Origin of the sequence: Kitasatospora sp. NBC_00039, assembly GCF_045160625.1 — a bacterium.
Classification (GTDB): Bacteria; Actinomycetota; Actinomycetes; order Streptomycetales; family Streptomycetaceae; genus Kitasatospora.
This window is the reverse complement of record NZ_CP108289.1, coordinates 5,577,270-5,599,279: the sequence shown is the minus strand read 5'-3', so window position 1 is coordinate 5,599,279 and position 22,010 is coordinate 5,577,270. Positions and strand designations below refer to the sequence as shown.

Sequence of the window (22,010 nt, the reverse complement as noted above, 5' to 3'; positions counted from 1 at the left end):
CAGCGCCCCAAGAATAAGCGCCGGGACGGCGCCCGTGATCACGCGCTCACCCCCGTCCGCGCCCCGTGCGCCGGGTACGGAGGGGGCGACCCGGCCCGACGGGCGCCACGTGCGCCGGGTACGGAGGGGGCGACCCGGCCCGACGGTCGCCGCGTGCGCCGGGTACGGCAGGCCCGGCCGCGCGCCCCTGGGGCCGCCTTCACGCCCGGGCCGCCCTACCCCCGGGGCCCCTTCCTCGCGCCTGGTCACCGGACGCCGTCCAGGGCCGCCCGGCTGGTCTGCAGCGCGCTCTCCAGCACCGCGCCGCGGCGGGCCGGGTCCATCATGTTCGGGCCCATCACCGCCAGGTCGGCCAGGGTCGGCGCGAGCAGGTGCACCCGGACGCCGCTCTCCCGCAGCACCCTGGCCTCGCGCAGCAGCTGCCGGGTCACCGCCCGGCGGTAGCGGCCGACCAGCTGGGCGAGCACCCCGCGCGGGCGGTCCCGGGCACGCCACTCGCGCAGCGCCGCCAGAGTGCCCCGGCCCGGGCCCTCGGACGACTCGGTGCGGCCTCGGGGGTCCAGCCGCAGGCCCATCGGGGCGAGCACGTAGACCTCGTCCAGGCCGCGGCCGAGCATGAGGTCCGCGTTGGTGGCCGACCAGCAGCCGCCGTCCACGTACGCCGAGCCGTCCACCCGGACCGGGGTGAACCAGCCGGGGATCGCGCAGGAGGCCATCACGGCCTCCGCGACCACCGCGGGCGGCGCGTCCGGGTCGCCGAAGACCACCCGGTGACCGCTGCGGTAGTCCACCGCGGCCACCCGCAGCGGCGAGCCGTCCGGAAAGCCGCCCGGGCCGAGCAGGCCGCGCACCAGGTCGCCGACCGGGGCCAGCGAGCCGCGGCCGTGCGGCGCCATCGCCGAGACCATGGTCAGCAGCGGGTACTCGCGCGGGTGCCGGACGGCGTCCCGGAGCAGGCCCGGCGAGCCGATTCCGGCGCGTGGCCGCGGGGGCAGGGCGCCGCCGACCGCCGTGTCGTAGTCGAAGTCCACCCCCGCGAGCGGGCCGGTGGTGACGGGCAGGCCGCGCTGGTGGTCGCGGAGCTGGTCGGCGCGGACCCCGCCGGCCAGCATCGCGCCGAGGATCGCGCCCGCCGACGTGCCGAGGACCACCTCGGCGCTGCCCGGCTGCCAGCCGACGGCCTCCTCGACGGCGCAGAGCGCGCCGACCGTCCAGGCCGCGCCGAGCATCCCGCCGCCGCCCAGCACCAGGCCGCGCCGGGGAGCGTCATCGGCGGGGCGTGGCGCCGCCGCCCTCGTCTCCGATACCCGTGTCGTCATGCCGGCCGCCTGTCGTCGTCGGGGCGGTTGTCGTCCGTGCCGGGGCTGTCGTCCGTGCCTTGGTTGTCGTCCGCTTCGGGCGCTGTCCTCCGTCTCGGGGTGCAGACGCCGGCCTCCGCGGCTTCCAGTCCGGATCCGATCGTGCGCGCCGACCGGCCGGCCGCGCAACGCCGCACCCCCGGCGCGACCACCCGTCCCGGCGTACCCGACCGTCCCCTTTCGGGCCTTCCGACCGGGCCCCGCACGTCAACCGCGTGCCCCTCAAGCAGTGCCGACGCCCTTCGCCACACTGGCCCGTTCACCCGGATAGGTGAACCTCCGGAGCGGCCGGGAGCGAGCCGGGAACCCGGTTGCCGACCCGCGCGAGGCACAACTACCAAGGACCCGTCCGTACTCGCACCACCCGCTCCGAGGAATGCCCATGACCGCCCGCCCGACCCCCACCGGCCCTGTTCCCACCGGTCCTGCCCCGGCCGGTCCTGTGCCCGGCGGCCCCGCCGACCCGCACCACGCCGCCCGAACCGGCCCGCCATCGGCCCGCCCGCACCACCCGCACCCCACCGCCCGGGCCTGCCACCGCCCGCCCGCCGGCCGGCGTCCGCGCCACCCGCGGGCCGCCTGCACCACCGCCGGCTCCTCCCCCACCGCCCCGGGCCTCCGCAGCGGGCTGAGCACCCGGTTCGCCCACCAGCTGGTCGAGGTGCTCACCGGCGCCCGGCCGTCCGGCCAGCTGATGCGCCACACCTCGCTGGACGGCTACGGCCAGCTGGCCGCCCTCGTCCGTGCGGGCACACTGCGGCGCGGCGGCGCCGCCGGCCGACCGCGGCTGGGGCCGGTGCACGACAGAGCGCCCTCCCCCGACGTGGTCGAGGCCTGCGTCCGGGTCGACCTCGGCAGCCGGCACCACATGGTGGCGTTCCGGCTGGAGCTGCGCGGACCCGCCGGGCAGTGGCAGTGCACGGCCGTGGAGGCCCGGTGAGCAGCGGGCCGGCGACCGCGCCCCCGGCTCCCGCCGCGCTCGGCCGTTGCGCCCCGGCGGCCCTCACGCCGGCCCGCTCCACCCCGGGCGTCCCCGCCCCGGCCGCCGCAACCGCCCCGGCCGCCGTCCCCGCCCCGGCCGCCGCAACGGCGCAGGGCGCCACCCCCGTACGGGAGTGGCGCCCTGCGTGGCCGCGGGCCGGGCGGACCGGCCGTGCCTCAGCTCTTGCGACGGCGGCCCTTGGCCGACTTGGCGGCCTTGCGACGCTCGGCGCGGGTGAGCCCGTCGCCCTCGTCCTCCGGCGCGAGGTCGTCGAAGTCGCCCTCGACGACACCGCCGCCGACCTCGTCCGAGGGGGCCGTGTAGTGCAGCCGCTGCGGCTTGGGGGCCTCCAGGCCCTTGGCCTTGATCTCCGGACGGGCGGCGTCCTTCTCCAGCTTGTCGAGCACCACCTCGGCGTCCTCGACCGGCACCTCCTCGACCTGCTGCTCGACCTGGACCTCCAGGTTGAACAGGTAGCCGACGGACTCCTCCTTGATGCCCTCCATCATCGCGGTGAACATGTCGAAGCCCTCGCGCTGGTACTCGACCAGCGGGTCGCGCTGCGCCATGGCCCGCAGGCCGATGCCCTCCTGGAGGTAGTCCATCTCGTAGAGGTGCTCGCGCCAGCGGCGGTCCAGCACCGAGAGGACGACCCGGCGCTCCAGCTCGCGCATGATCTCCGCGCCGAGCTGGTCCTCACGGGCGCCGTACTGCGCCTGGATGTCCTCCTGGACGACCTTGGTGAGGAACTCCGGGGTGAGCCCGGCGGTGCCGCCGGCTTCCTCCTCCAGCTCCTCCAGCTCCAGGGTGACGGGGTAGAGCTGCTTCAGAGCCGTCCAGAGCTTGTCGAGGTCCCAGTCGTCCTCGAAGCCCTCGCCGGTCGCCGCCTTGACGTACGCCTCGACGGTGTCGTCCATGAAGTGGCCGACCTGCTCCTGCAGGTCCTCGCCCTCCAGCACGCGGCGGCGCTCGCCGTAGATGACCTCGCGCTGACGGTTCAGCACCTCGTCGTACTTGAGGACGTTCTTGCGGATCTCGAAGTTCTGCTGCTCGACCTGGGTCTGCGCCGAGGCGATGGCGCGGGTGACCATCTTGGACTCGATCGGCACGTCCTCGGGCACGTTGGCCATCGAGAGCACGCGCTCGACCATGCCGGCCTTGAACAGGCGCATCAGGTCGTCGCCGAGCGACAGGTAGAAGCGGGACTCGCCCGGGTCGCCCTGACGGCCGGAGCGGCCGCGCAGCTGGTTGTCGATCCGGCGGGACTCGTGCCGCTCGGTGCCGAGGACGTAGAGGCCACCGGCCTCCTTGACCTCGTCCTGCTCCGCCTTGACGGAGGCCTTGGCCTTCTCCAGCGCGGCGGGGAACGCGGCCTCGTACTCGTCCGGGGTCTCGGTCGGGGTGATCCCGCGCTGCGCCAGCTCGGCCGCCGCGAGGTGGTCGGAGTTGCCGCCGAGCATGATGTCGGTGCCACGGCCGGCCATGTTGGTGGCGACGGTGACGGCGCCCTTGCGGCCCGCCTGCGCGACGATCTGCGCCTCGCGCTCGTGGTGCTTGGCGTTCAGCACCTCGTGCGGGATGCCGCGCTTGCGCAGCTCCTGCGACAGGTACTCGGACTTCTCCACCGACACGGTGCCGACCAGCACCGGCTGGCCCTTCTCGTGCTTCTCGGCGATGTCCTCGACCACGGCGGCGAACTTGGCCGGCTCCGACTTGTAGATCAGGTCGGGCTGGTCGATGCGCAGCGGCGTCTTGTTGGTCGGGATCGGCACCACGCCGAGCTTGTAGATCTGGTGGAACTCGGCCGCCTCGGTGGTACCGGTACCGGTCATGCCGGCCAGCTTGTCGTACAGGCGGAAGAAGTTCTGCAGGGTGATGGTGGCCAGCGTCTGGTTCTCGTTCTGGACCTCCACCCCCTCCTTGGCCTCGATGGCCTGGTGCATGCCCTCGTTGTAACGGCGGCCGGCGAGGATACGGCCGGTGTGCTCGTCGACGATCATGACCTCGCCGTTCATCACGACGTAGTCCTTGTCCGCCTTGTACAGCTCCTTCGCCTTGATGGCGTTGTTCAGGAAGCCGACCAGCGGGGTGTTCACCGACTCGTAGAGGTTGTCGATGCCGAGGTAGTCCTCGACGCGGGAGACACCCTCCTCCAGCACGCCGACGGTGCGCTTCTTCTCGTCGACCTCGTAGTCGCGGTCGATCTTCAGGCGCTGCACCAGCTTGGCGAAGTCGGCGTACCACTTGGTCGCCTGGTCGGCCGGGCCGGAGATGATCAGCGGGGTACGGGCCTCGTCGATGAGGATCGAGTCGACCTCGTCGACCACGGCGAAGTTGTGGCCGCGCTGGACGAGTTCGTCCTTCGACCAGGCCATGTTGTCGCGCAGGTAGTCGAAGCCGAACTCGTTGTTGGTGCCGTACGTGATGTCCATCCCGTACTGGCGCTTGCGCTCGGCGGGCGTCATGTTGCCCAGGATCACGCCGACTTCCAGGCCCAGGAAGCGGTGCACCCGGCCCATCCACTCCGAGTCACGCTCGGCGAGGTAGTCGTTGACGGTGATCAGGTGCACGCCCTTGCCGGTCAGCGCGTTGAGGTACGCGGGCAGGGTGCCGACCAGGGTCTTGCCCTCACCGGTGCGCATCTCGGCGACGTAGCCGTGGTGCAGCGCGGCGCCACCCATGAGCTGGACGTCGTAGTGCCGCTGGCCGAGCACGCGCTTGGCCGCCTCGCGGACGGTGGCGAACGCCTCGGGGAGGATGTCGTCCAGGGTCTCGCCGTCGGCGAGTCGCTGCTTGTACTCGTCGGTCAGCGCGCGCAGCTCGGCGTCGGTGAGGTTGACGAAGTCCTCTTCGATGGAGTTGACCTGGGCAGCAATCCGCTGCAGCTTGCGAAGGATCTTGCCTTCGCCGGCGCGCAGGATCTTGTCGAAGACGGACACTTGAGCGGGCTCCTTGCCTGTATTGGCACTGGACGACTGCACGGGGGGTCCACCCCACCGCACGGGCCATCGTATGCGAGGAGTCCAACGCCCCGGGAGGTGCGTCAGCACGCTATTCCCGTGTCACTCGTGCGAGCACATGGCCTGATAGCACCGCCCACCGGGGCAAAACGGTCAGCGCTGCGGGCAGTTGGGCGGTTTAACCGGCTAATCGGATGCTCCCATTCCTCCCTGCACGGAATAATCCGCACATGACAGAGCGACCCGACACCCCCGCCCCCGTCACCCTCGGCACCGAGCGCCTGATCCTGCGGCCGCCGCAGCAGTCCGACGTCGACGCGATCTTCGAGGCCTGCCAGGACGCGGAGATCCAGCGCTGGACGGTGGTCCCGAGCCCCTACCGGCGCGAGGACGCGGAGTACTTCGTCAACGACCTGGCCGCCAACGGCTGGCGCACCGGCGACAACCTCATCTGGTGCGTGCTCGAGCGCGAGACCGGCGCCCTGGTCGGCACCCAGGGGCTCGTCAGCTGCCCCGGGCGCCCGGGTGCCGCCGAGGTCGGCTGGTGGGCGGCCAAGGAGTTCCGCGGCCGCGGGTACACCGCCGAGGCCGCCCGCGAGGTGGCCCGCTACGGGCTCACCGAGCTGGGCCTGCGCCGGCTGGAGTGGGTGGCCTACGTGGGCAACGAGGGTTCGCGCGCGATCGCCGAGAAGGTCGGTTTCCGCTTCGAGGGCACCCTGCGTTCGTTCGCGGAGCAGCGCGGCGAGTTCCGCGACTCCTGGGTCGCCGGGCTGCTCGCCACCGACCTTGCCGGCTGAGCTCACCGACTGAGTTCACCGGCCGGGTCCGCCGACCGGCCCGCCGCCGGAGTCCCGCACCGCCCGCGCCCGCCCGCCGCGCGCATGGACGGGCGCCCGCATGGACGCGGGCGGGCGGGCAGGCAGGCGGACGCGCGTTGTCAGTGCCCCGGTCTACGCTCGCCGGCATGACCGCCTCGACTCCCGCCCCGGCCCCCGTCGCCACCCTCGGCGCCGACGACGCCCGCCGCATCGCCCTGCGCGCCCAGGGCCTGCTCGGCGCGCCGGACCGCCGCGGCGGGATCCGCGGAGTACTGCGGCACCTGGGCGCCGTCCAGCTCGACACCATCTCGGTGCTGGCCCGCTCGCACGAGCTGATCCCGTACGCGCGGCTCGGCGCCGTCGGCCGCCCGGCCGTCGAGGCGGCGTACTGGGGCTCGGGGGCGAGCTTCGAGTACTGGTCGCACGCGGCCTGCATCCTGCCGATCGAGGAGTGGCCGCTGTTCGCGTTCCGCCGCCGGCGCTACCGCGAGCGCGCGCACGTCTGGGGCAAGCAGGTGGACGAGGCCACCTACCGCTCGGTGCTGGACCAGCTGCGCGCCGAGGGGCCGCTCACCTCCACCGAGCTGGGCGGCGCCAAGAAGACGGCCGACTGGTGGGACTGGTCCGACACCAAGATCGCGGTGGAGCGGGCGCTGGCCTTCGGCGACGTGGTCTGCGCCGAGCGCCGGAGCTGGAAGCGGCTCTACTCCCTGGCCGAACAGGCCGTCCCCGCCGGGCTGTTCGAGGCCGAGCCGACCGACGAGGAGTGCCTGCGTACCCTCGTCGCGCAGTCCGGCTCCGCGCTCGGCGTGGCCACCCGGGCCGACCTGCTCGACTACCACCGGCTGCGCGCCGACCAGTTGGACGCGGTGCTGGCCGACTCCGGCCTCGTCCCGGTGGAGGTGGCCGGCTGGGGTCCGGCCGGCGCCCCCGCCGCCGCCTGGGCCGATCCGGCCGCCCTCGCCGCCCCGCCGCGCGGGCGCCACCGCACCACGCTGCTCTCCCCGTTCGACTCGCTGATCTGGGACCGCGCCCGCACCGAGCGGATCTTCGGCATGGCGCACCGGCTGGAGGCCTACACGCCCAAGCACAAGCGGGTGCACGGCTACTTCGCGATGCCCTTGCTGGCCGGCGGGCAGCTGGTCGGCCGGGTCGATCCGGCCCGTGAGGGAAGGACGCTGGTGGCCCGTCAGATCTCGCTGGACTCGGCACGGCACGTCGGGGCACTGGCGGCCGCCCTGCGCGAGGCCGCCGAGTGGGTGGGCTGCGACGCCGTCCGGGTCGAGGCGCTGCACGACGAGTCCTTGCGCCCCGCCCTGGAGAAGCTGCTCACGAGCTAGGGCCGGCGCACCCCGGGCCCACAACTGCGGCCCGTGTCACCCTATTTCGAGGATCTTCTCCCGCATCGCGTAGACCACGGCCTCCATCCGGGAGTGCAGCTGGAGCTTCTCCAGGATGTTGCGCACGTGGTTCTTCACGGTGTTCTCGCTGATGAACAGCTCCTTGGCGATCTCCCGGTTGTTCATCCCGGTGGCCACCAGCTTGAGCACCTCCAACTCCCGGTCGGTCAGCCGGGGCGCGGGCACGAGGTCCCGGTCGTCGGAGCGGCGCTGGATCATCGACTTGAACTCGGTGAGCAGCTTGGAGGCCATCGACGGGCTGATCTGGGACTGCCCGTCAGCGACCGCGCGGATCGCGGTGGCGACCTCGTCGGTGGAGATCTCCTTGAGCAGGTAGCCGGTCGCACCGGCCTTGATCGCCTCGTAGAGGTCGGCTTCCTCGTCGCTTATCGTCAGCATGATGATCTTGGTGCTGGGCACCACGTCCTTGATCGCGGTGCAGGCCTCGATCCCGCTGCGGCGGGGCATCCGGACGTCCATCAGGATGATGTCGGGCAGCAGGTCGGCCGCCTTCAGCACGGCCTCCGCGCCGTCCCCGGCCTCACCGATGACCTTGATGTCCTCCTCCTCCGCGAGCACGATCTCCAGCCCGCGGCGGAACAGCGCATGGTCGTCCACCACCAGGACGCGGATCGGCTCCCGCCTGTGCGGGGCGTACTCGGACTCGTCCCCCCGCCCGGGCGCCACCCCCGTGACCGGCCCCGTAGCGGGCCCTAGCCCGAAGTGATCCCCCATCCGCTCCTCCCCCGTCGCCGGTCGTCGTGCGCCAATCATTCCACGGCCCGGACACCCTCCGGTCACCCTCCGGCGCCGAATCCTCTGCAGCGGGTGACCCCGAGGGCACCGGAGGGACGGCCCGGGCGCGCCAGGGGCAGGTCAGGGGCAGGTCCGGGAACGCCGCCCCCACCCCGGAACGCCGGTGACCCCGGCGGCAACGGCCGCCGGGGTCACCTCTCCCAACAAAGCTCGGACGGTCAGTCCTCGTCGTCGGACCCGCCGATCGCACCGCCTGCGCCACCACCGGCCGTGGACGAGCCGTCGGCCTTCAGGTGGATGACGCCGTAGTTGTAACCGTGCCGGCGGTAGACGACGCTCGGCAGGCCGCTGTCCTTCTCCACGAAGAGGTAGAAGTCGTGGCCGACCAGTTCCATCTCGTAGAGCGCCTGGTCCAGCGCCATGGGGGCGGCCGGGTGGGTCTTCTCCCGGACCACCAGCGGGCCTTCGCCCTCCACTTCCAGGGATCCCATCATGGTCTTGCGGACGGCCCCGTTGGTCTCGCCCTCCTGCTGCGTCGTGGCGGGCAGCGCGGCCAGGGCCGCGGTCGCCTCGGCGACGCTGATGGGGGTGCGGCCGTTGCCGCCCTTGTGCACCCGGCGCCGGTCTGCGGACTTGCGCAGCTGCGCGTCGAGCTTCGCCGAAGCCAGGTCGAGCGCCGCGTACGGGTCTCCGGCGGCGGCCTCGGCCCGGATCACGGGCCCACGGGTACGGAGAGTGATCTCCACCCGCTCGGACCGGTCGGCCTGACGCGGGTTGTGCTCCTTGGACACCTCGACGTCGAGGCTGATCACCTTGCCGTCGAACTTCTGGACCTTCTCCAGCTTCTCGGCCACGTGCTCGCGGAACCTCTTGGGCACCTCGGTCTTGCGGCCCTTGACGACGATGTCCACGCAGAACTCCGATCCCTCGTGCTGACGCCGATCCGGGTGCTACCGGATCGGGCTGAGACCCAGCCGGACCAGCCCATCCACTGCCGGCCCTCCGCCCCCGCCGCGAGCGACGGAAACGACTGGCCCTCACCTCACTTCCTCCCCACCAGGGACGGTTGAAACCCCCTGGAGCCTCATCGAACACCTCACACGGGGTTTTCGCCTCCCCAGGCGGGGGAGCGGGTATGACCCGATGCCGTGGGCTGGCGGTCAAGCTGTTGCACCCTGTCTACCCTCCCGCGAGTGAAACATGGGTAAATGCCTGGACAACACCCCCCGTACGGCGCATTCTTTGCTCACTCTCCGTGCCTGCCGTCGCCAGGAGCAGCCGTGCCGCCCACCCCCAGCGCCACCCACCCGCAGACCGCCCAAGGGCCGTTCGCCAACGCACTGGCCGGGCTGCTGGACGTGCTGCTGCCGGCCCGGTGCGCCGGCTGCGGCGCCGACCGCGCTCAGCTCTGCCCGGCCTGCCTCACCGCCCTGGCCACCGCCCGCCCTGGCCCGACCGCACTGCCCTGGGTGCACGCCGCCGCCCCGTACGCCGACCCGGTCCGCCAGCTGCTGCTGGCCCACAAGGAGCGCGGCGCGCTGCGGCTGGCCGGCCCGCTCGGCGAGGCGCTCGCCCGGGCCGTGCGCTCCTCGCTCGGGCCGCGCGCCGGGCTCGCGCCGCTGCTGCTGGTCCCGATGCCCTCCGCCCGAGCCGCCGTCCGCGCCCGCGGGCACGACCCGACGCTGCGGCTGGCCGGCGCCGCCGCCCGGTCGCTGCGCCGGGCCGGGCTGGACGCCCGCGCCGCGGCACTGCTGCGGCACACCCGGCCGGTCGCCGACCAGGCCGGCCTCACCGCCGCCGAGCGCCGGCGCAACCTGCACGGCGCGCTGACCGTCCTGCCGGGCGCGAACCACCGGCTGACCGGCCGTCAGCCGGTCCTGGTGGACGACCTGGTGACCACGGGTGCCAGCCTCGCCGAGGCCGCGCGGGCCCTGGCCGCCGCCGGCCTCCCGCCGAAGGCCGCCGCCACCGTCGCGGCCGCCGTCCCGCACCTGCCCGCCGTCCCGCACCGCACCGCCGGTCCTGCGCGCCACCCGGCCCGTACGGACCCGGCCGGCCGGGCCTGGTCCAAGCCCTAGCCCGGGTAGATGAAGGAGGTCGCCCGCAGGTTCGGGTTGACCTCCCGCCACTGGTTGTTGGTCAGCCGGAAGATCGTGCCGGTGGAGGTCTGCCGTGCGATCACCGGCGGCACCTGGTTCGGGGACTCCGCGCGGAACTCCGAGGCCTCCGCCGAGGACATGCCCTCGCCGCCCTGCAGCGAGGCGTCGCTGCTCTGCGAGCCGTCGGTGCTGATGTAGTGCAGCTGCTGGATGCGGCCGTTCTCCTTGCCCAGCACGAGCAGCTGGTCGGTCTCCGCCCAGGACACCGAGGCGATCTCGGTGAGCAGCGGAGCGGCCGAGCGCAGCCCGGTGATCCGCGCGGTGGGCGCCTCCTTGGTGCCGCCGTGCACCACCAGGCCGAGCCAGAGCGACCGCACACCGGCCGGGTTCCTGAGGACCAGGGCGATCCGGACGCCGTCCGAGGAGACCTTGAGGTCCTGCACGACCTGCCCGTCGAGGCCGTCGACGGGCGCGGTGTACACCTTGCTGCCGCGCACCATCAGGACCCGCCGGTTCTGCGGGTCGCGGTCCACCAGCCAGAGGTCGCCGCGGCCGTCCCAGCTGGGCGAGGCGAGCGCGTCCTCGGTGCGGTCGCCGGACCGGGCCGGGGTGGCGAGCAGCGGTTCGGGCATCGTCGGCATGCTGTCCGAGAGGGCCACCGAGTAGAGCTGGTGGCCGTTGCCGCTGATCGCCGCGGCGCGTTCGCCGTCCCGTGCCACCGCGATCGGGCCGAGCGCCGGCTGCTTGTTGGGCTGGGGCTTGCCGAGCGGGCCGCGGACGGCGGTGCCGTCGGTGTCGCGGGCCTCCATCAGCACGCCGTCGTCGGCGCGCTGGAAGTACTGCCTGGCCGCGGCCGAGCCGGCCAGCGCACCGGGGCCGGTGACGGGTACGTCGAGGCTGGCGGCCTGGCAGCCGTTGCCGTGCGAGCTCTTCAGCTCCACCCGGTCCACCTGCCCCTTGCCCTGGTCGGCGAGGGTGTAGAAGAGCTGGGTGGCCATCTGCCGGCAGGCCGTCTGGTTGGCGAGGTCGGCGCCGTTGAGCACCACGTGGGCGGTGCGGCCCTCGTCGACGCTGACCCGGTCGACGGTCGCTCCGGTCGGGAAGGCGGTCCGTGCCACAGGCGAGAGCCAGTCGGACGGACCGGCGACCACGGCCTTGGCGGCCGAGGTCAGCGTGTCTATTCGGCGCCGCAGGTAGATCGGGTCGGCGATCAGCACGTCCTGGGTGCTGACCGCCGTGGTGCCGGCCGCCGACGGGTCCTGGGCCGCGTAGAAGAATCGGTCCACCTGGCGGAAGCTGTTGCGGAAGTTGGTCTGGTTGATGATCAGACCGTCGGGCAGCTTGGCGATGCGCCACTCGCCGCCCTTCTCCCGGACGAACGTGAACGGGAGGTCCACGTCCAGCTGCCCGCCCGAGAAGGTGTAGGAGTGCTTGTCGTCCACCTTGGCGACGACCTTGCCGGGGACCTGGGCGGAGTACGACGTGTCGGCGTCCGTCACGGTCTGGTTGGACCGCGGAATGGGATTGGCCTCCAGCACCTGGATGCCGGCGTCCGGGTTCCAGTGGGCGGCCGCTTCGTCGGTGAGGTACTTGCGCGCGGTGTCGTAGCTCTCGTCCGCGGTCAGCGCGTCCAGGAAGCCGGTGAGCAGGCCGTCCGGCTTGGCGCCCTTGACCGGCCCCACCGGGAAGACCCTGACCTGGAGGTTCTTGTCCGCCGAGCCCTGCGCCAGCTCGACCTTGCCGATGCCGCCGGAGTCCGGCATCGCCGCGCAGCCGCCCGCCAGCAGGGCGACCAGCACCGTGCCGGTCACCGCGGCCGTCCGCGGTTCAGTACTGCTGCTGGTCCTTCGCACGCTGCGACCCCTCCGTGTCCGTCCCGCCCGCGCCGACCGCGGCCTCCGCCGCACCCGCAAGGTCCGGCTCCGACGTCCGCTGCGCCATCGACGGCCGCCCCGGCGTCGGGTCCACCATGACCTGGGCTCCGGTGGCACCGTACCCGGCCCCCACGGTCCGCACGTCCGAGGGGTCGGAGCGCGGCCCCTCCGGCAGCCTGGGGCTGCCCAGCCCGGGGCCGATGCTCAGCACGCCGCCCAGCCCGCTGCCGAACCCGTTGCCGGCGCTCTCCGGGGTCTCCGGCACGGCCTGGTCCTCGGTGGCGGTCAGCGCGGTCGCGCCGGACGGGCGGATCGCCCGCCGGTACGGGGTCCCGTACGAGCCGAGGCCCCGGTTGTTGCGGGAGTCCTCCGGCTCCAGCCGGAACGGCGCCCGGCTGATCTCGCCGCCGCGGGTGCGCGGCAGGGTGAGCCGGAAGTGCGAGCCGCCGCCGGGTTCGCCCCAGGCCTGCAGCCAGCCGCCGTGCAGGTGCGCGTCCTCGACCGCGATGGAGAGGCCGAGCCCGGTGCCGCCGGTGGTCCGCACCCGGGACGGGTCGGCCCGCCAGAAGCGGTGGAACACCCGGGACGCCTCGCCGGGCTTGAGTCCGATGCCGTAGTCGCGCACGCCGACCGCGACCGCGCCGTCGGCCGAGCCCAGCCGGACCACGACGTCGCGGCCCTCACCGTGCTCCAGCGCGTTGACGACGAGGTTGCGCAGGATGCGCTCGATCCGGCGGGAGTCGACCTCGGCCAGGACCGGCTCGCCGTCGCCGCGGACCACCACGGCGCTGCCCTTGGCCTGGGCCAGCGGGTCGGCGGCCTCGATCACCCGGCCGACGATCTCGCGCAGGTCGACCGGCTCGGCGTCGAGGATCGCGGCGCCCGCGTCGAAGCGGCTGATCTCCAGCAGGTCGGCGAGCAGCGACTCGAAGCGGTCCAACTGGCCCTGGAGCAGCTCGGCCGAGCGGGCCGCCATCGGGTCCAGGTCCTCGCGGCTGTCGTAGATGAGGTCGGCGGCCATCCGCACGGTGGTGAGCGGGGTGCGCAGCTCGTGCGAGACGTCCGAGACGAAGCGCCGCTGCACGCGGGAGAGCTCCTCCAGCTGGCGGATCTGCGCCTGCAGTGCGTTGGCCATCCGGTTGAACGACTCACCGAGACGGGCGATGTCGTCCGTCCCGGTGACCTTCATCCGCTCCTCCAGGTGCCCGGCGGCCAGCCGCTCGGAGATCCCGGCGGCCATCCGGACCGGGGTCACCACCTGGCGCACCACGAGCCAGGCGATGCCGCCCATCATGATCACCACGAAGACGCCGGCGGTGGCCAGCGTGCCGGTGATCAGGCCGAGGGTGTCGGTCTCCTGGCCGAAGGAGAAGACGTAGTACAGCTGGTACGGGGCGCCGGTGGGCCCGGAGAACTGCATGCCGACGGCCAGACCCGGCTCGGTCCGGCCACCGCTCTCCGGGGCGCGCCGGATCACGGTCGGCTGGTCGAAGATGCCGGCCTCGGACGTCACCTTGGCACGCAGGGAGTCGGGGATGCTGCTCGGCTGGATGTCGCCGGAGTAGCGCGGCCCGAGGCCGGTCTTCTCCAGCGAGAGGTGCTGCTCGCTGTCGGGCATGATCGCGATCACCGAGTAGACGTTCTGCCCGCTGGCCGCGAGGTCGCCGACCTGCTTCAGCAGCCAGGTGCCGATCTCCTCGGTGGTCGGGTCGGCGATCGGAGCGACCTTGAGGCGCAGCTCCTTCGCCTCGTCGATCTTCTTCTGCTCGGTCTGGAAGCCGGCCCGGGCCTGGCTGCGCGCCGAGTCCCGCTTGGTGTTCAGCAGCCCGTTGCGGACCTGGGCCACCACCACGACACCCAGCACCAGCACCACGACGACCGACAGCATCAGGGTGGCCGCGACCACCCGCAGCTGGATGGAACGCCGGTACAGCGCCAGGACCCGGTTCACGGGCCGGCGCAGCTGACGGATCACGGGTGCGAGCAGGCCCGCGGGGCCGCGCCGGCCGCGGCTGCGCGTGGTCGAGCTCAGCACGTCCCCGCGCACGGCGGCGCCCCCGTCGGTCGCGGTACCCGACGGGGTCTCGTCAGCCTGGTACGTCACGTCAGCTGGGTCCGGCCTTGTAGCCGACGCCGCGGACGGTCACCACGATCTCGGGGCGCTCCGGGTCCTTCTCGATCTTGGAGCGGAGCCGCTGGACGTGCACGTTGACCAGGCGGGTGTCCGCCGCGTGGCGGTACCCCCAGACCTGCTCCAGCAGCACCTCGCGGGTGAACACCTGCCAGGGCTTGCGGGCCAGCGCGACCAGCAGGTCGAACTCCAGCGGGGTCAGCGGGATGCCCCGGCCGTCCCGCTTCACCGAGTGGCCGGCCACGTCGATCACCAGATCGCCGATGGTCAGCTGCTCGGGCGTCGGCTCCTCGGCACGACGGAGCCGGGCCCGCACCCGGGCCACCAGCTCCTTGGGCTTGAACGGCTTGGTGACGTAGTCGTCGGCCCCCGACTCCAGGCCGACCACGACGTCCACGGTGTCCGTCTTGGCGGTCAGCATGACGATCGGAATGCCCGACTCGGCCCGGATCTGCCGGCAGACATCGATGCCGTCCCGTCCGGGCAGCATCAGGTCCAGCAGGACCAGGTCGGGCTTGGTCTCCCGGAAGGCGGCTAGCGCCTTGTCCCCATCCGCGACGAAAAACGGCTCAAAACCCTCACCACGCAGCACAATACCGAGCATCTCGGCCAGTGCGGAGTCGTCATCAACGACGAGGACGCGTCCCTTCATGCATCCATCCTCTCATTACCGGATTGTGACCTGCCGCACAGCAGTCCCATTGCTCCAGAACGGCCAAGTACCCGCCCGGGCGAATTCCGGCCATACCGGGCGAATATCCCGGCCTGAACCGTCACCCGAGCCCCGCAGGCCTCCCGCCGGCCGGCCGCCGGCCTCCCGTTGCGGTTCAGCAACCGGATACCCCTGGGGCCCGTCCGACCACCATGGCACGATGGGCGCTGCGCGCGGGTGAAGATCCACCCGCCCCCGCGAACCCTGACGCCCCTCCGAGGAGCAGTGATGACCGACACCCCGGGCTGGGCCTCGCCCAGCTCGTCCGAGCCGCCCCGCGACGAGGCCCGGCCCCCGGCCGACGCATCCGCCGCCGTGCCCGGGCAGTCGGTACCACCCCACGGCGCACCCGCCGCGCACCCGGCCCGGGACGCCGGCCACGGCGGCCAGCAGCAGGGCAGCGGTCCCCAGTACGGCGGCCAGGGCCCCTACGGACAGCCCGGACAGTACGGCTGGGGCGCCCCGGCCAGCCCCAAGCCCGGCGTGATCCCGCTGCGCCCGCTCGGCCTCGGCGAGATCCTCGACGGAGCCGTCTCCACCATCCGCAAGCACTGGCGCACCACGCTCGGCCTCTCCCTCGGCGTCGCCGTGGTCCAGGAGGCCGCCGTCGTCGGCACCCAGCTGGCCGTCGACGGCGACACGGGCGACCTCACCCCCGTGGTGTCCGCCCTGGTCAGCCTGCCGGTGGCGATGCTGCTCGGCGTGGTCGCCGCCGCCCTGCTGACCATGGTCGTCAGCCGCGCCATCCTCGGCCAGACCGCCACCGTCCGCGACGCCTGGCGCGACGCCCGCCCCCGGCTGCTCCAGCTGATCGGCCTGACCCTGCTGACCGGCCTGATCGGCGCCGGCATCGTCCTGCTCGGCTTCGCCCCGCTGATCGGCTACCTGCTGGCCGGCGCGGACGAGCCCATCATCGTGGGCCTGCTGGCCGTGGTCGGCATCCTCAGCATCCCGGTCGCCTTCTGGATCTGGATCCAGCTCAGCCTGGCCGCCCCCGCCCTGATGCTGGAGAAGCAGGGCGTCCTGCCCGCCCTCTCCCGCTCCCGCCGCCTGGTCCGCGGCTCCTGGTGGCGGCTGTTCGGCATCAACATCCTCGGCCGGCTGCTGGCCGGCCTCGTCGCCGGAATGCTCAGCATCCCGTTCGCCGTCATCGGTTTGGTCCTCGGCTTCGACGACCTCTCCAACCAGCTCGACTCCGGCGAGCCGGCCACCCTGCCCGTCGCCATGCTGATCAGCAACGCGATCGCCGGCGTGATCTCCTCCACCCTCACCATCCCGTTCACCGCCACCATCGGCGTCCTGCTCTACGTCGACCAGCGGATCCGCCGCGAGGCCCTGGACATCGAGCTGGCCCGCGCCGCCGGCCTGCCCGAGTACGGCGGCACCGGCTGGAGCGACCCGGTCGGCCAGAACCCGGCGAGGCTCTGAGCCGGATGCCGAACTGGGGGGAGAAGGTGCTGGCCGCGGGCGGGGCCCCGGTCACCACCCCGCGTGACCCGGCCCGCGACGCCGTCCGCGACGAACTGCTCAAGGCCGACTACCACCGGCACGACCCGAGCCTCCAGCAGCGGGTCCTCGACTGGATCACGGAACGGATCGACGACGCGCTCAACGCCATCACCGGTGACGGCACCACCGGCACCACCGGCCTGATCCTGTTCCTGGTGGTCGCCGTCGTGATCGCGGCCTCCCTCTGGTGGCGCCTCGGCGCGCCCAAGCGGGCCGCCCGCACGGCGCTCGACGTCTTCGGCGCCGCCGCCCCGCGCAGCGCCGCCCAGTACCGGGCCGACGCCGAACAGCACGCCGCCGCCGGCCAGTGGGCCGAAGCCGTCCGCGAGCAGATGCGCGCGGTCGTCCGGGCCCTGGAGGAGCGCACCCTGCTCGACACCCGCCCCGGCCGCACCGCCGACGAGGCCGCCACCGAGGCGGGCCGCATGCTGCCCGCGCACGCCGCCGCCCTCACCACGGCCGCCCGCACCTTCGACGACATCGCGTACGGCGAGCGCACCGCCGACCAGGCCGCGTACCAGCTGCTCCGCGACCTCGACCAGGCCCTCGAACGCGCCCGCCCGGCCCTCGCCGCGGCCCCGGGAGGAGCGGCATGACCACCACCACCCCCGGCGCCTCCCCCGGCCCGGCCGCACCGCCGACGCCCACCGGAGCACCGGCCGTACCGCCCGGCGCCACCGCCACCGCCACCGCCACCGGAGCACCCTCACCCGCCGGGCCGCCCGCACCACCCGAGCCCCGCGTCAGCCCCAGCAGCCTCGCGCCCACCGGCCGCAGCCTCTGGTACCGCTCGCGCTGGTTCCTGCTCACCGCCGTCCTGGTCCTGTTCGCCGGCGCCCTCCTGGCCGCCCTGAGCCAGGACCGCCGCTACCCGCCGCTGGACCCGCGCTCCTACGACCCCTCCGGCGCCCACGCCGTGGTCGCCCTGCTCCAGCGGGAGGGCCTCAAGGTCGACATCACCACCGACCCGACCGCCCGCACCACCGGCAACGACACCCTCGTCGTCCCCGAACCCGACCTGCTCAGCCCCGAACAGCTGCGCACTATCGCCGCCGCCAAGCACGCCCGGCTGATCCTCCTCTCCCCCGGCCCGGCCGCGCTCAGCGCGCTGGCCCCGGGCGTCCGCACCTCCGACGAGGGCGGCGGCGTGCCGTACGCCGGGGTCCGCAGCACCGCCGCCCAGTGCGCGCTCACCGAGGCCGTCCGGGCCGGCACCGCCCACCTCGGCGGCCTGCTCTACACCACCGGCAGCCGCGGCGAGGGCTGCTACCCCCGCGGCCACGGCTACCCCCTGGTGGCCGTGCCGACCGGCAAGGGCACCGAGGTCGTCGTCCTCGGCAGCGGCGACTTCCTCAGCAACGAGCTGATCAAGAAGGACGGCAACGCCTCGCTCGCCCTCGGCCTGCTCGGCTCCCAGCCCAACCTGACCTGGCACCTGCCCGACTACTCCGCCCCGGTGGCCGCGGGCGGCGACAAGCGGTTCACCGACTACATCCCCGACGGCTGGCGCTGGGGCGCGTACCAGCTCGCCATCGCCGTCCTGCTGGCCGCCGTCTGGCGCGCCCGCCGGCTCGGCCCCGTCATCAGCGAGAACCTGCCCGTGGTCGTCCGCGCCGCCGAGACCACCGAGGGCCGGGCCCGCCTCTACCGCCGGGCCAAGGCCCGTGGCCGTGCCGCCGACGCCCTGCGCCGCGCCACCGTCCACCGCCTCGCCCCCGCCCTCGGCCTTCCGCTCAGCGCCGGCGCCCCCGACCCGACCGCACTCTGCGCGGCGGTCGTCGACCGCCTCCCCGACCGCCCGGCCGGAGACGTACGGACCCTCCTGTACGGCCCGCCCCCGACCGACGACGCCGCACTGCTGCGACTCGCCGACGACCTCGACGCCCTCGAAAGGCAGGTACGGAAGCCGTGACCGAACAGGCCACCGCCCAGCTCCGCATCACCCCCGGCACGGCACCCGCCACCCCCGGCACCACCGTCACCCCCGGCACCGCGGGCGACCCCCGCCAGGCGCTGACCGCCCTGCGTTCCGAGATCGCCAAGGCCGTGGTCGGCCAGGACGCCGCCGTCACCGGTCTCGTGGTCGCCCTGCTCTGCGGCGGCCACGTGCTGCTGGAAGGCGTCCCCGGCGTGGCGAAGACCCTGCTGATCCGCACCCTCTCGACGGCGCTCAGCCTGGACACCAAGCGCATCCAGTTCACCCCCGACCTGATGCCCGGCGACGTCACCGGCTCCCTCGTCTACGACGCCCGCACCGCCGAGTTCTCCTTCCAGCCCGGCCCGGTCTTCACCAACCTGCTGCTCGCCGACGAGATCAACCGCACGCCGCCGAAGACCCAGGCCGCCCTGCTGGAGGCCATGGAGGAGCACCAGGTCACCGTCGACGGCGAGCCCCGCAAGCTGCCCGTCCCGTTCCTGGTCGCCGCGACGCAGAACCCGGTCGAGTACGAGGGCACCTACCCGCTGCCCGAGGCCCAGCTCGACCGCTTCCTGCTGAAGCTGATCCTGCCGCTGCCCGACCGCGACCAGGAGTACCAGGTCCTCGCCAAGCACGCCTCCGGCTTCGACCCGCGCGACCTCGCCGCCGCCGGCGTCCGCCCGGTCGCCGGCCCCGAGCACATCGCCGCCGCCCGTGAGCAGATCGCCAAGCTCACCGTCTCGCCCGAGGTCCTCGCCTACATCGTCGACCTCTGCCGGGCCACCCGGCAGTCCCCGTCGCTCTCCATCGGCGTCTCCCCGCGCGGCGCCACCGCCCTGCTCGCTGCCTCCCGCGCCTGGGCCTGGCTGGCCGGCCGCGACTACGTCACCCCCGACGACGTCAAGGCGCTGGCCCTGCCCACCCTGCGCCACCGCGTCGCGCTCCGTGCCGAGGCCGAGATGGAGGGCGTGACCGCCGACTCCGTCATCCAGGCCGTCCTGGCCCAGACGCCCGCCCCCCGCTGACCGCCTCCACCGCCTCGCTCACGAAGGAGCGCACCGCATGGCCCTCACCGGGCGAACCGCCCTGCTCGCCGCACTCGGCGCGCTCGTCGTGGGCCTGCTCCTGCCCTCCTGGGGCGGGATCGCCGCCGTCACCGGCGCGGTCCTGCTCGCCGTCGTGACCGACCTGGTCATCGCCGCCCCGGTCCGCCGTCTGCGGATCACCCGGGGCGGCGACACCACCGTCCGGCTCGGCGAGCCCGCCTCCGTCGAACTGACCGTCACCAACCCCGCCGGCCGCCCGCTCAGAGCCCGCGTCCGCGACGCCTGGGCCCCCTCCGCCTGGCGGCCCGGCAGCGAGATCGCCGCCTCCCGGCACACCCTGAGCATCCCCGGGCACGAACGACGCCGCGTCACCACGGTGCTCACCCCGACCCGGCGCGGCGACCACCACGCCCACAAGGTGACGATCCGTTCGCTCGGCCCGCTCGGCCTGGCCGGCCGTCAGGGCTCCCACCTCGTCCCGTGGACGGTCCGTGCCCTGCCGCCGTTCAACAGCCGCAAGCACCTGCCCTCCCGGCTCGCCCGGCTGCGCGAACTCGACGGCCGCACCTCCGTCCTGACCCGTGGCCAGGGCACCGAGTTCGACTCCCTGCGCGAGTACCTGCCCGGCGACGACATCCGCTCCATCGACTGGCGCGCCAGCGCCCGCCGGCACACCGTCGCCGTCCGCACCTGGCGCCCCGAACGCGACCGGCACATCCTGGTCGTCCTCGACACCGGCCGCACCTCCGCCGGCCGGGTCGGCGACGCGCCCCGCCTGGACGCCTCGCTCGACGCCGCACTGCTGCTCACCGCGCTCGCCACCAAGGCCGGCGACCGGGTCGACCTCCTCGCCCACGACCTGCGCAAGCGCGTCTCGGTGGCCGGTCGCGCCCCCAACGAGATCCTGCCCGCCTTCACCACCGCGATGGCCACCCTCGAACCGGCGCTCTACGAGACCGACATGCGCTCGCTGGTCGCCACCGCGCTGAAGATGGCGCCGCACCGCTCACTGATCGTCCTGCTGACCGGGCTCGACGCGGCCCCCGTCGAGGACGGCCTGCTCCCGCTGCTGCCGCTCCTCACCAAGCGCCACGAGGTCGTCCTCGCCTCGGTCTCCGACCCGCACCTGGACGAGCTGGCGGCCGGCCGCGGCACCGTCGAGGCCGTGTACGGCGCGGCCGCCGCCGAACAGACCCGCGCCGACCGCCGACTCACCGCGGACCGGCTCACCCGCGCCGGCGTCACCGTCCTCGACGCCCCGCCCGCCGCCGTGGCCCCCGCCCTCGCCGACACCTACCTCGCTCTCAAGGCCGCCGGCCGCCTCTGACGGCCGGCGGCTCCGCCCGCTCCGGGCTACCGCTCTGCCTGCCGCTCCTGCCGCTCCCCGCGGCCGGTGCGCTTGCCGCCGACCGGAGCCGTGAGAAGGGCCAGTCCCAGGGCAAGGACGGCCAGCCCGCACCAGGAGGCCACCGGCAGACGCTCACCGAGGACGGTCACACCCAGGACAGCCGCCACAGCCGGCTCGGCGAGGGTCAGCGTCGTGGCCACCGAGACGCCGGTGTGCCGAAGGCCGCGTCCGAAGAGCCGGTAGGCCAGGTAGACGGTGAACACAGCCAAGTGCAGGGCCACCGCCGCGCCGCGGACGCCAGCGAGCCACTGCGCCCCGGCGGACAGCACGATCGGCAGGACGAGCAGCGCGGCGGCGCCGAACAGCACCCCCATCACCGCGTCGGAAGGATGTCCACGCGTGATGAGCCGGCCCCCGATCAGGGAGTACACGGCGTAGGACAGCCCGGCGGCCGCGGCGAGCGCGATACCGGTCAGGTCCACGGGTGTGGCACGGCCGGCCAGCCCGGGGCCCAGCACCAGCAGCGTGCAGCCCAGAACGGCGGCCGCGGTGGCACCGGCCCAGCGCGCGGCCGGCCGGCCACCCCCGGCGATCCAGGACAGCAGCCCGGCGAAGACCGGCGCGCTGCCCAGCGCGACCACGGTGGCCACGGCCACGCCGGTGCGGCCCACGGCCGGGTAGAAGGTCACCGGGTAGCCGGCCACGGCCGGTGCGCCCACGCCGAGCAGCCAACGCTCGGTTCGCGTGCAGGCCGCAGGCAGCGCGCGGGCACCCCGGGACGTCAGGAACAGCAGCAGGCCGCCGAGAGTGAGGCCGGCACAGCCGACGGCCGCCGCCGGCACACCGGCCGGGGCCAACGAGCCGGCGGTCCCGGTCGTCCCCCACAGGACGGCAGCGGTGAGGATGGGTACCGGCCCGCCCAGGAGGCCGGCGCTCTTCGTCTGCGAGGCATCGCTGGTCGGGCAGGCGGGAGTTCGGGGAGAAGTGCGGTTCGGCACAGTCGTGGTCTTCCGTCGTCGAATGCGTCAAGGACCGGATTCGAAACGGGCGCACGACAGGAACCCCTGACCACCCTGCGGGCCGGCCGGGATCCCGGGTC

17 protein-coding genes are annotated in these 22,010 nt (G+C 73.8%); 9 read left to right on the top strand and 8 right to left on the bottom strand.

Annotation, left to right across the window (positions count from 1 at the left end):
• Positions 1-245: 245 nt before the first annotated feature.
• The gene (locus tag OG286_RS24945; RefSeq protein ID WP_396322772.1) at positions 246-1,319 is read right to left on the bottom strand and encodes a patatin-like phospholipase family protein; all 1,074 of its coding nucleotides are present in this window, start codon (positions 1,317-1,319) and stop codon (positions 246-248) included.
• Between the two features lie 421 nt (positions 1,320-1,740).
• Here OG286_RS24945 and OG286_RS24940 point away from each other — a divergent pair, with 421 nt between their 5' ends.
• Positions 1,741-2,298: an Rv3235 family protein gene (locus OG286_RS24940; protein ID WP_396322773.1), complete on the top strand. Its 558-nt coding sequence runs from the start codon at positions 1,741-1,743 to the stop codon at positions 2,296-2,298.
• 218 nt (positions 2,299-2,516) lie between these two features.
• Here OG286_RS24940 and secA read toward each other — a convergent pair whose 3' ends face one another.
• Complete coding sequence (gene secA / locus OG286_RS24935; RefSeq protein ID WP_396322774.1) at positions 2,517-5,279, bottom strand: preprotein translocase subunit SecA; 2,763 nt, start codon at positions 5,277-5,279, stop codon at positions 2,517-2,519.
• Between the two features lie 251 nt (positions 5,280-5,530).
• Here secA and OG286_RS24930 point away from each other — a divergent pair, with 251 nt between their 5' ends.
• Positions 5,531-6,097: a GNAT family N-acetyltransferase gene (locus OG286_RS24930; RefSeq protein WP_405360013.1), complete on the top strand. Its 567-nt coding sequence runs from the start codon at positions 5,531-5,533 to the stop codon at positions 6,095-6,097.
• Between the two features lie 167 nt (positions 6,098-6,264).
• The gene (locus tag OG286_RS24925; protein ID WP_396322776.1) at positions 6,265-7,458 is read left to right on the top strand and encodes a winged helix-turn-helix domain-containing protein; all 1,194 of its coding nucleotides are present in this window, start codon (positions 6,265-6,267) and stop codon (positions 7,456-7,458) included.
• Positions 7,459-7,494: 36 nt separating this feature from the next.
• Here the strand turns inward: OG286_RS24925 and OG286_RS24920 are convergent, their stop codons facing one another.
• Both OG286_RS24920 and hpf read right to left on the bottom strand, forming a co-directional pair.
• Complete coding sequence (locus OG286_RS24920; RefSeq protein ID WP_396322777.1) at positions 7,495-8,253, bottom strand: response regulator; 759 nt, start codon at positions 8,251-8,253, stop codon at positions 7,495-7,497.
• Between the two features lie 239 nt (positions 8,254-8,492).
• Positions 8,493-9,185 (bottom strand): ribosome hibernation-promoting factor, HPF/YfiA family, encoded by a 693-nt coding sequence (gene hpf / locus OG286_RS24915; RefSeq protein WP_396322778.1) that lies wholly within the window; start codon positions 9,183-9,185, stop codon positions 8,493-8,495.
• Positions 9,186-9,635: 450 nt separating this feature from the next.
• Here hpf and OG286_RS24910 point away from each other — a divergent pair, with 450 nt between their 5' ends.
• The gene (locus OG286_RS24910) at positions 9,636-10,352 is read left to right on the top strand and encodes a ComF family protein (RefSeq protein ID WP_405363717.1); all 717 of its coding nucleotides are present in this window, start codon (positions 9,636-9,638) and stop codon (positions 10,350-10,352) included.
• On the opposite strand, the gene OG286_RS24905 is transcribed toward OG286_RS24910, so the two are convergent.
• Genes OG286_RS24905 through mtrA form a run of 3 tightly spaced genes read right to left on the bottom strand, consistent with a single transcriptional unit; the run spans position 10,349 to position 15,030 of the window.
• Complete coding sequence (locus OG286_RS24905) at positions 10,349-12,226, bottom strand: LpqB family beta-propeller domain-containing protein (RefSeq protein WP_396322779.1); 1,878 nt, start codon at positions 12,224-12,226, stop codon at positions 10,349-10,351. The two genes, OG286_RS24910 and OG286_RS24905, sit on opposite strands and share 4 nt — an antisense overlap.
• Entirely contained in the window at positions 12,201-14,351 is a 2,151-nt protein-coding gene (gene mtrB, locus OG286_RS24900) for an MtrAB system histidine kinase MtrB (RefSeq protein WP_405365782.1), read from the bottom strand. Before mtrB ends, OG286_RS24905 begins: the two co-directional genes overlap by 26 nt.
• Position 14,352: 1 nt before the next feature.
• On the bottom strand, positions 14,353-15,030 hold the full coding sequence (gene mtrA, locus OG286_RS24895) for an MtrAB system response regulator MtrA (protein WP_030061806.1): 678 nt from the start codon (positions 15,028-15,030) through the stop codon (positions 14,353-14,355).
• A gap of 288 nt (positions 15,031-15,318) precedes the next feature.
• Between mtrA and OG286_RS24890 the strand changes: the two genes are divergently transcribed.
• The 5 genes from OG286_RS24890 to OG286_RS24870 all read left to right on the top strand — a co-directional run bounded on the left by OG286_RS24890 (position 15,319) and on the right by OG286_RS24870 (position 20,890).
• Positions 15,319-16,518, top strand: coding sequence for a hypothetical protein (locus OG286_RS24890; protein ID WP_405365781.1), 1,200 nt, complete (start codon positions 15,319-15,321; stop codon positions 16,516-16,518).
• Positions 16,519-16,523: 5 nt separating this feature from the next.
• Positions 16,524-17,195 (top strand): DUF4129 domain-containing protein, encoded by a 672-nt coding sequence (locus tag OG286_RS24885; protein WP_396322782.1) that lies wholly within the window; start codon positions 16,524-16,526, stop codon positions 17,193-17,195.
• Complete coding sequence (locus OG286_RS24880; RefSeq protein ID WP_405365780.1) at positions 17,192-18,511, top strand: DUF4350 domain-containing protein; 1,320 nt, start codon at positions 17,192-17,194, stop codon at positions 18,509-18,511. Before OG286_RS24885 ends, OG286_RS24880 begins: the two co-directional genes overlap by 4 nt.
• A gap of 101 nt (positions 18,512-18,612) precedes the next feature.
• Complete coding sequence (locus tag OG286_RS24875; protein ID WP_396322797.1) at positions 18,613-19,542, top strand: AAA family ATPase; 930 nt, start codon at positions 18,613-18,615, stop codon at positions 19,540-19,542.
• A gap of 37 nt (positions 19,543-19,579) precedes the next feature.
• Positions 19,580-20,890, top strand: coding sequence for a DUF58 domain-containing protein (locus OG286_RS24870; RefSeq protein WP_405365779.1), 1,311 nt, complete (start codon positions 19,580-19,582; stop codon positions 20,888-20,890).
• Between the two features lie 26 nt (positions 20,891-20,916).
• On the opposite strand, the gene OG286_RS24865 is transcribed toward OG286_RS24870, so the two are convergent.
• Positions 20,917-21,909 (bottom strand): DMT family transporter, encoded by a 993-nt coding sequence (locus OG286_RS24865; RefSeq protein ID WP_396322785.1) that lies wholly within the window; start codon positions 21,907-21,909, stop codon positions 20,917-20,919.
• Between the last annotated feature and the right edge of the window lie 101 nt (positions 21,910-22,010).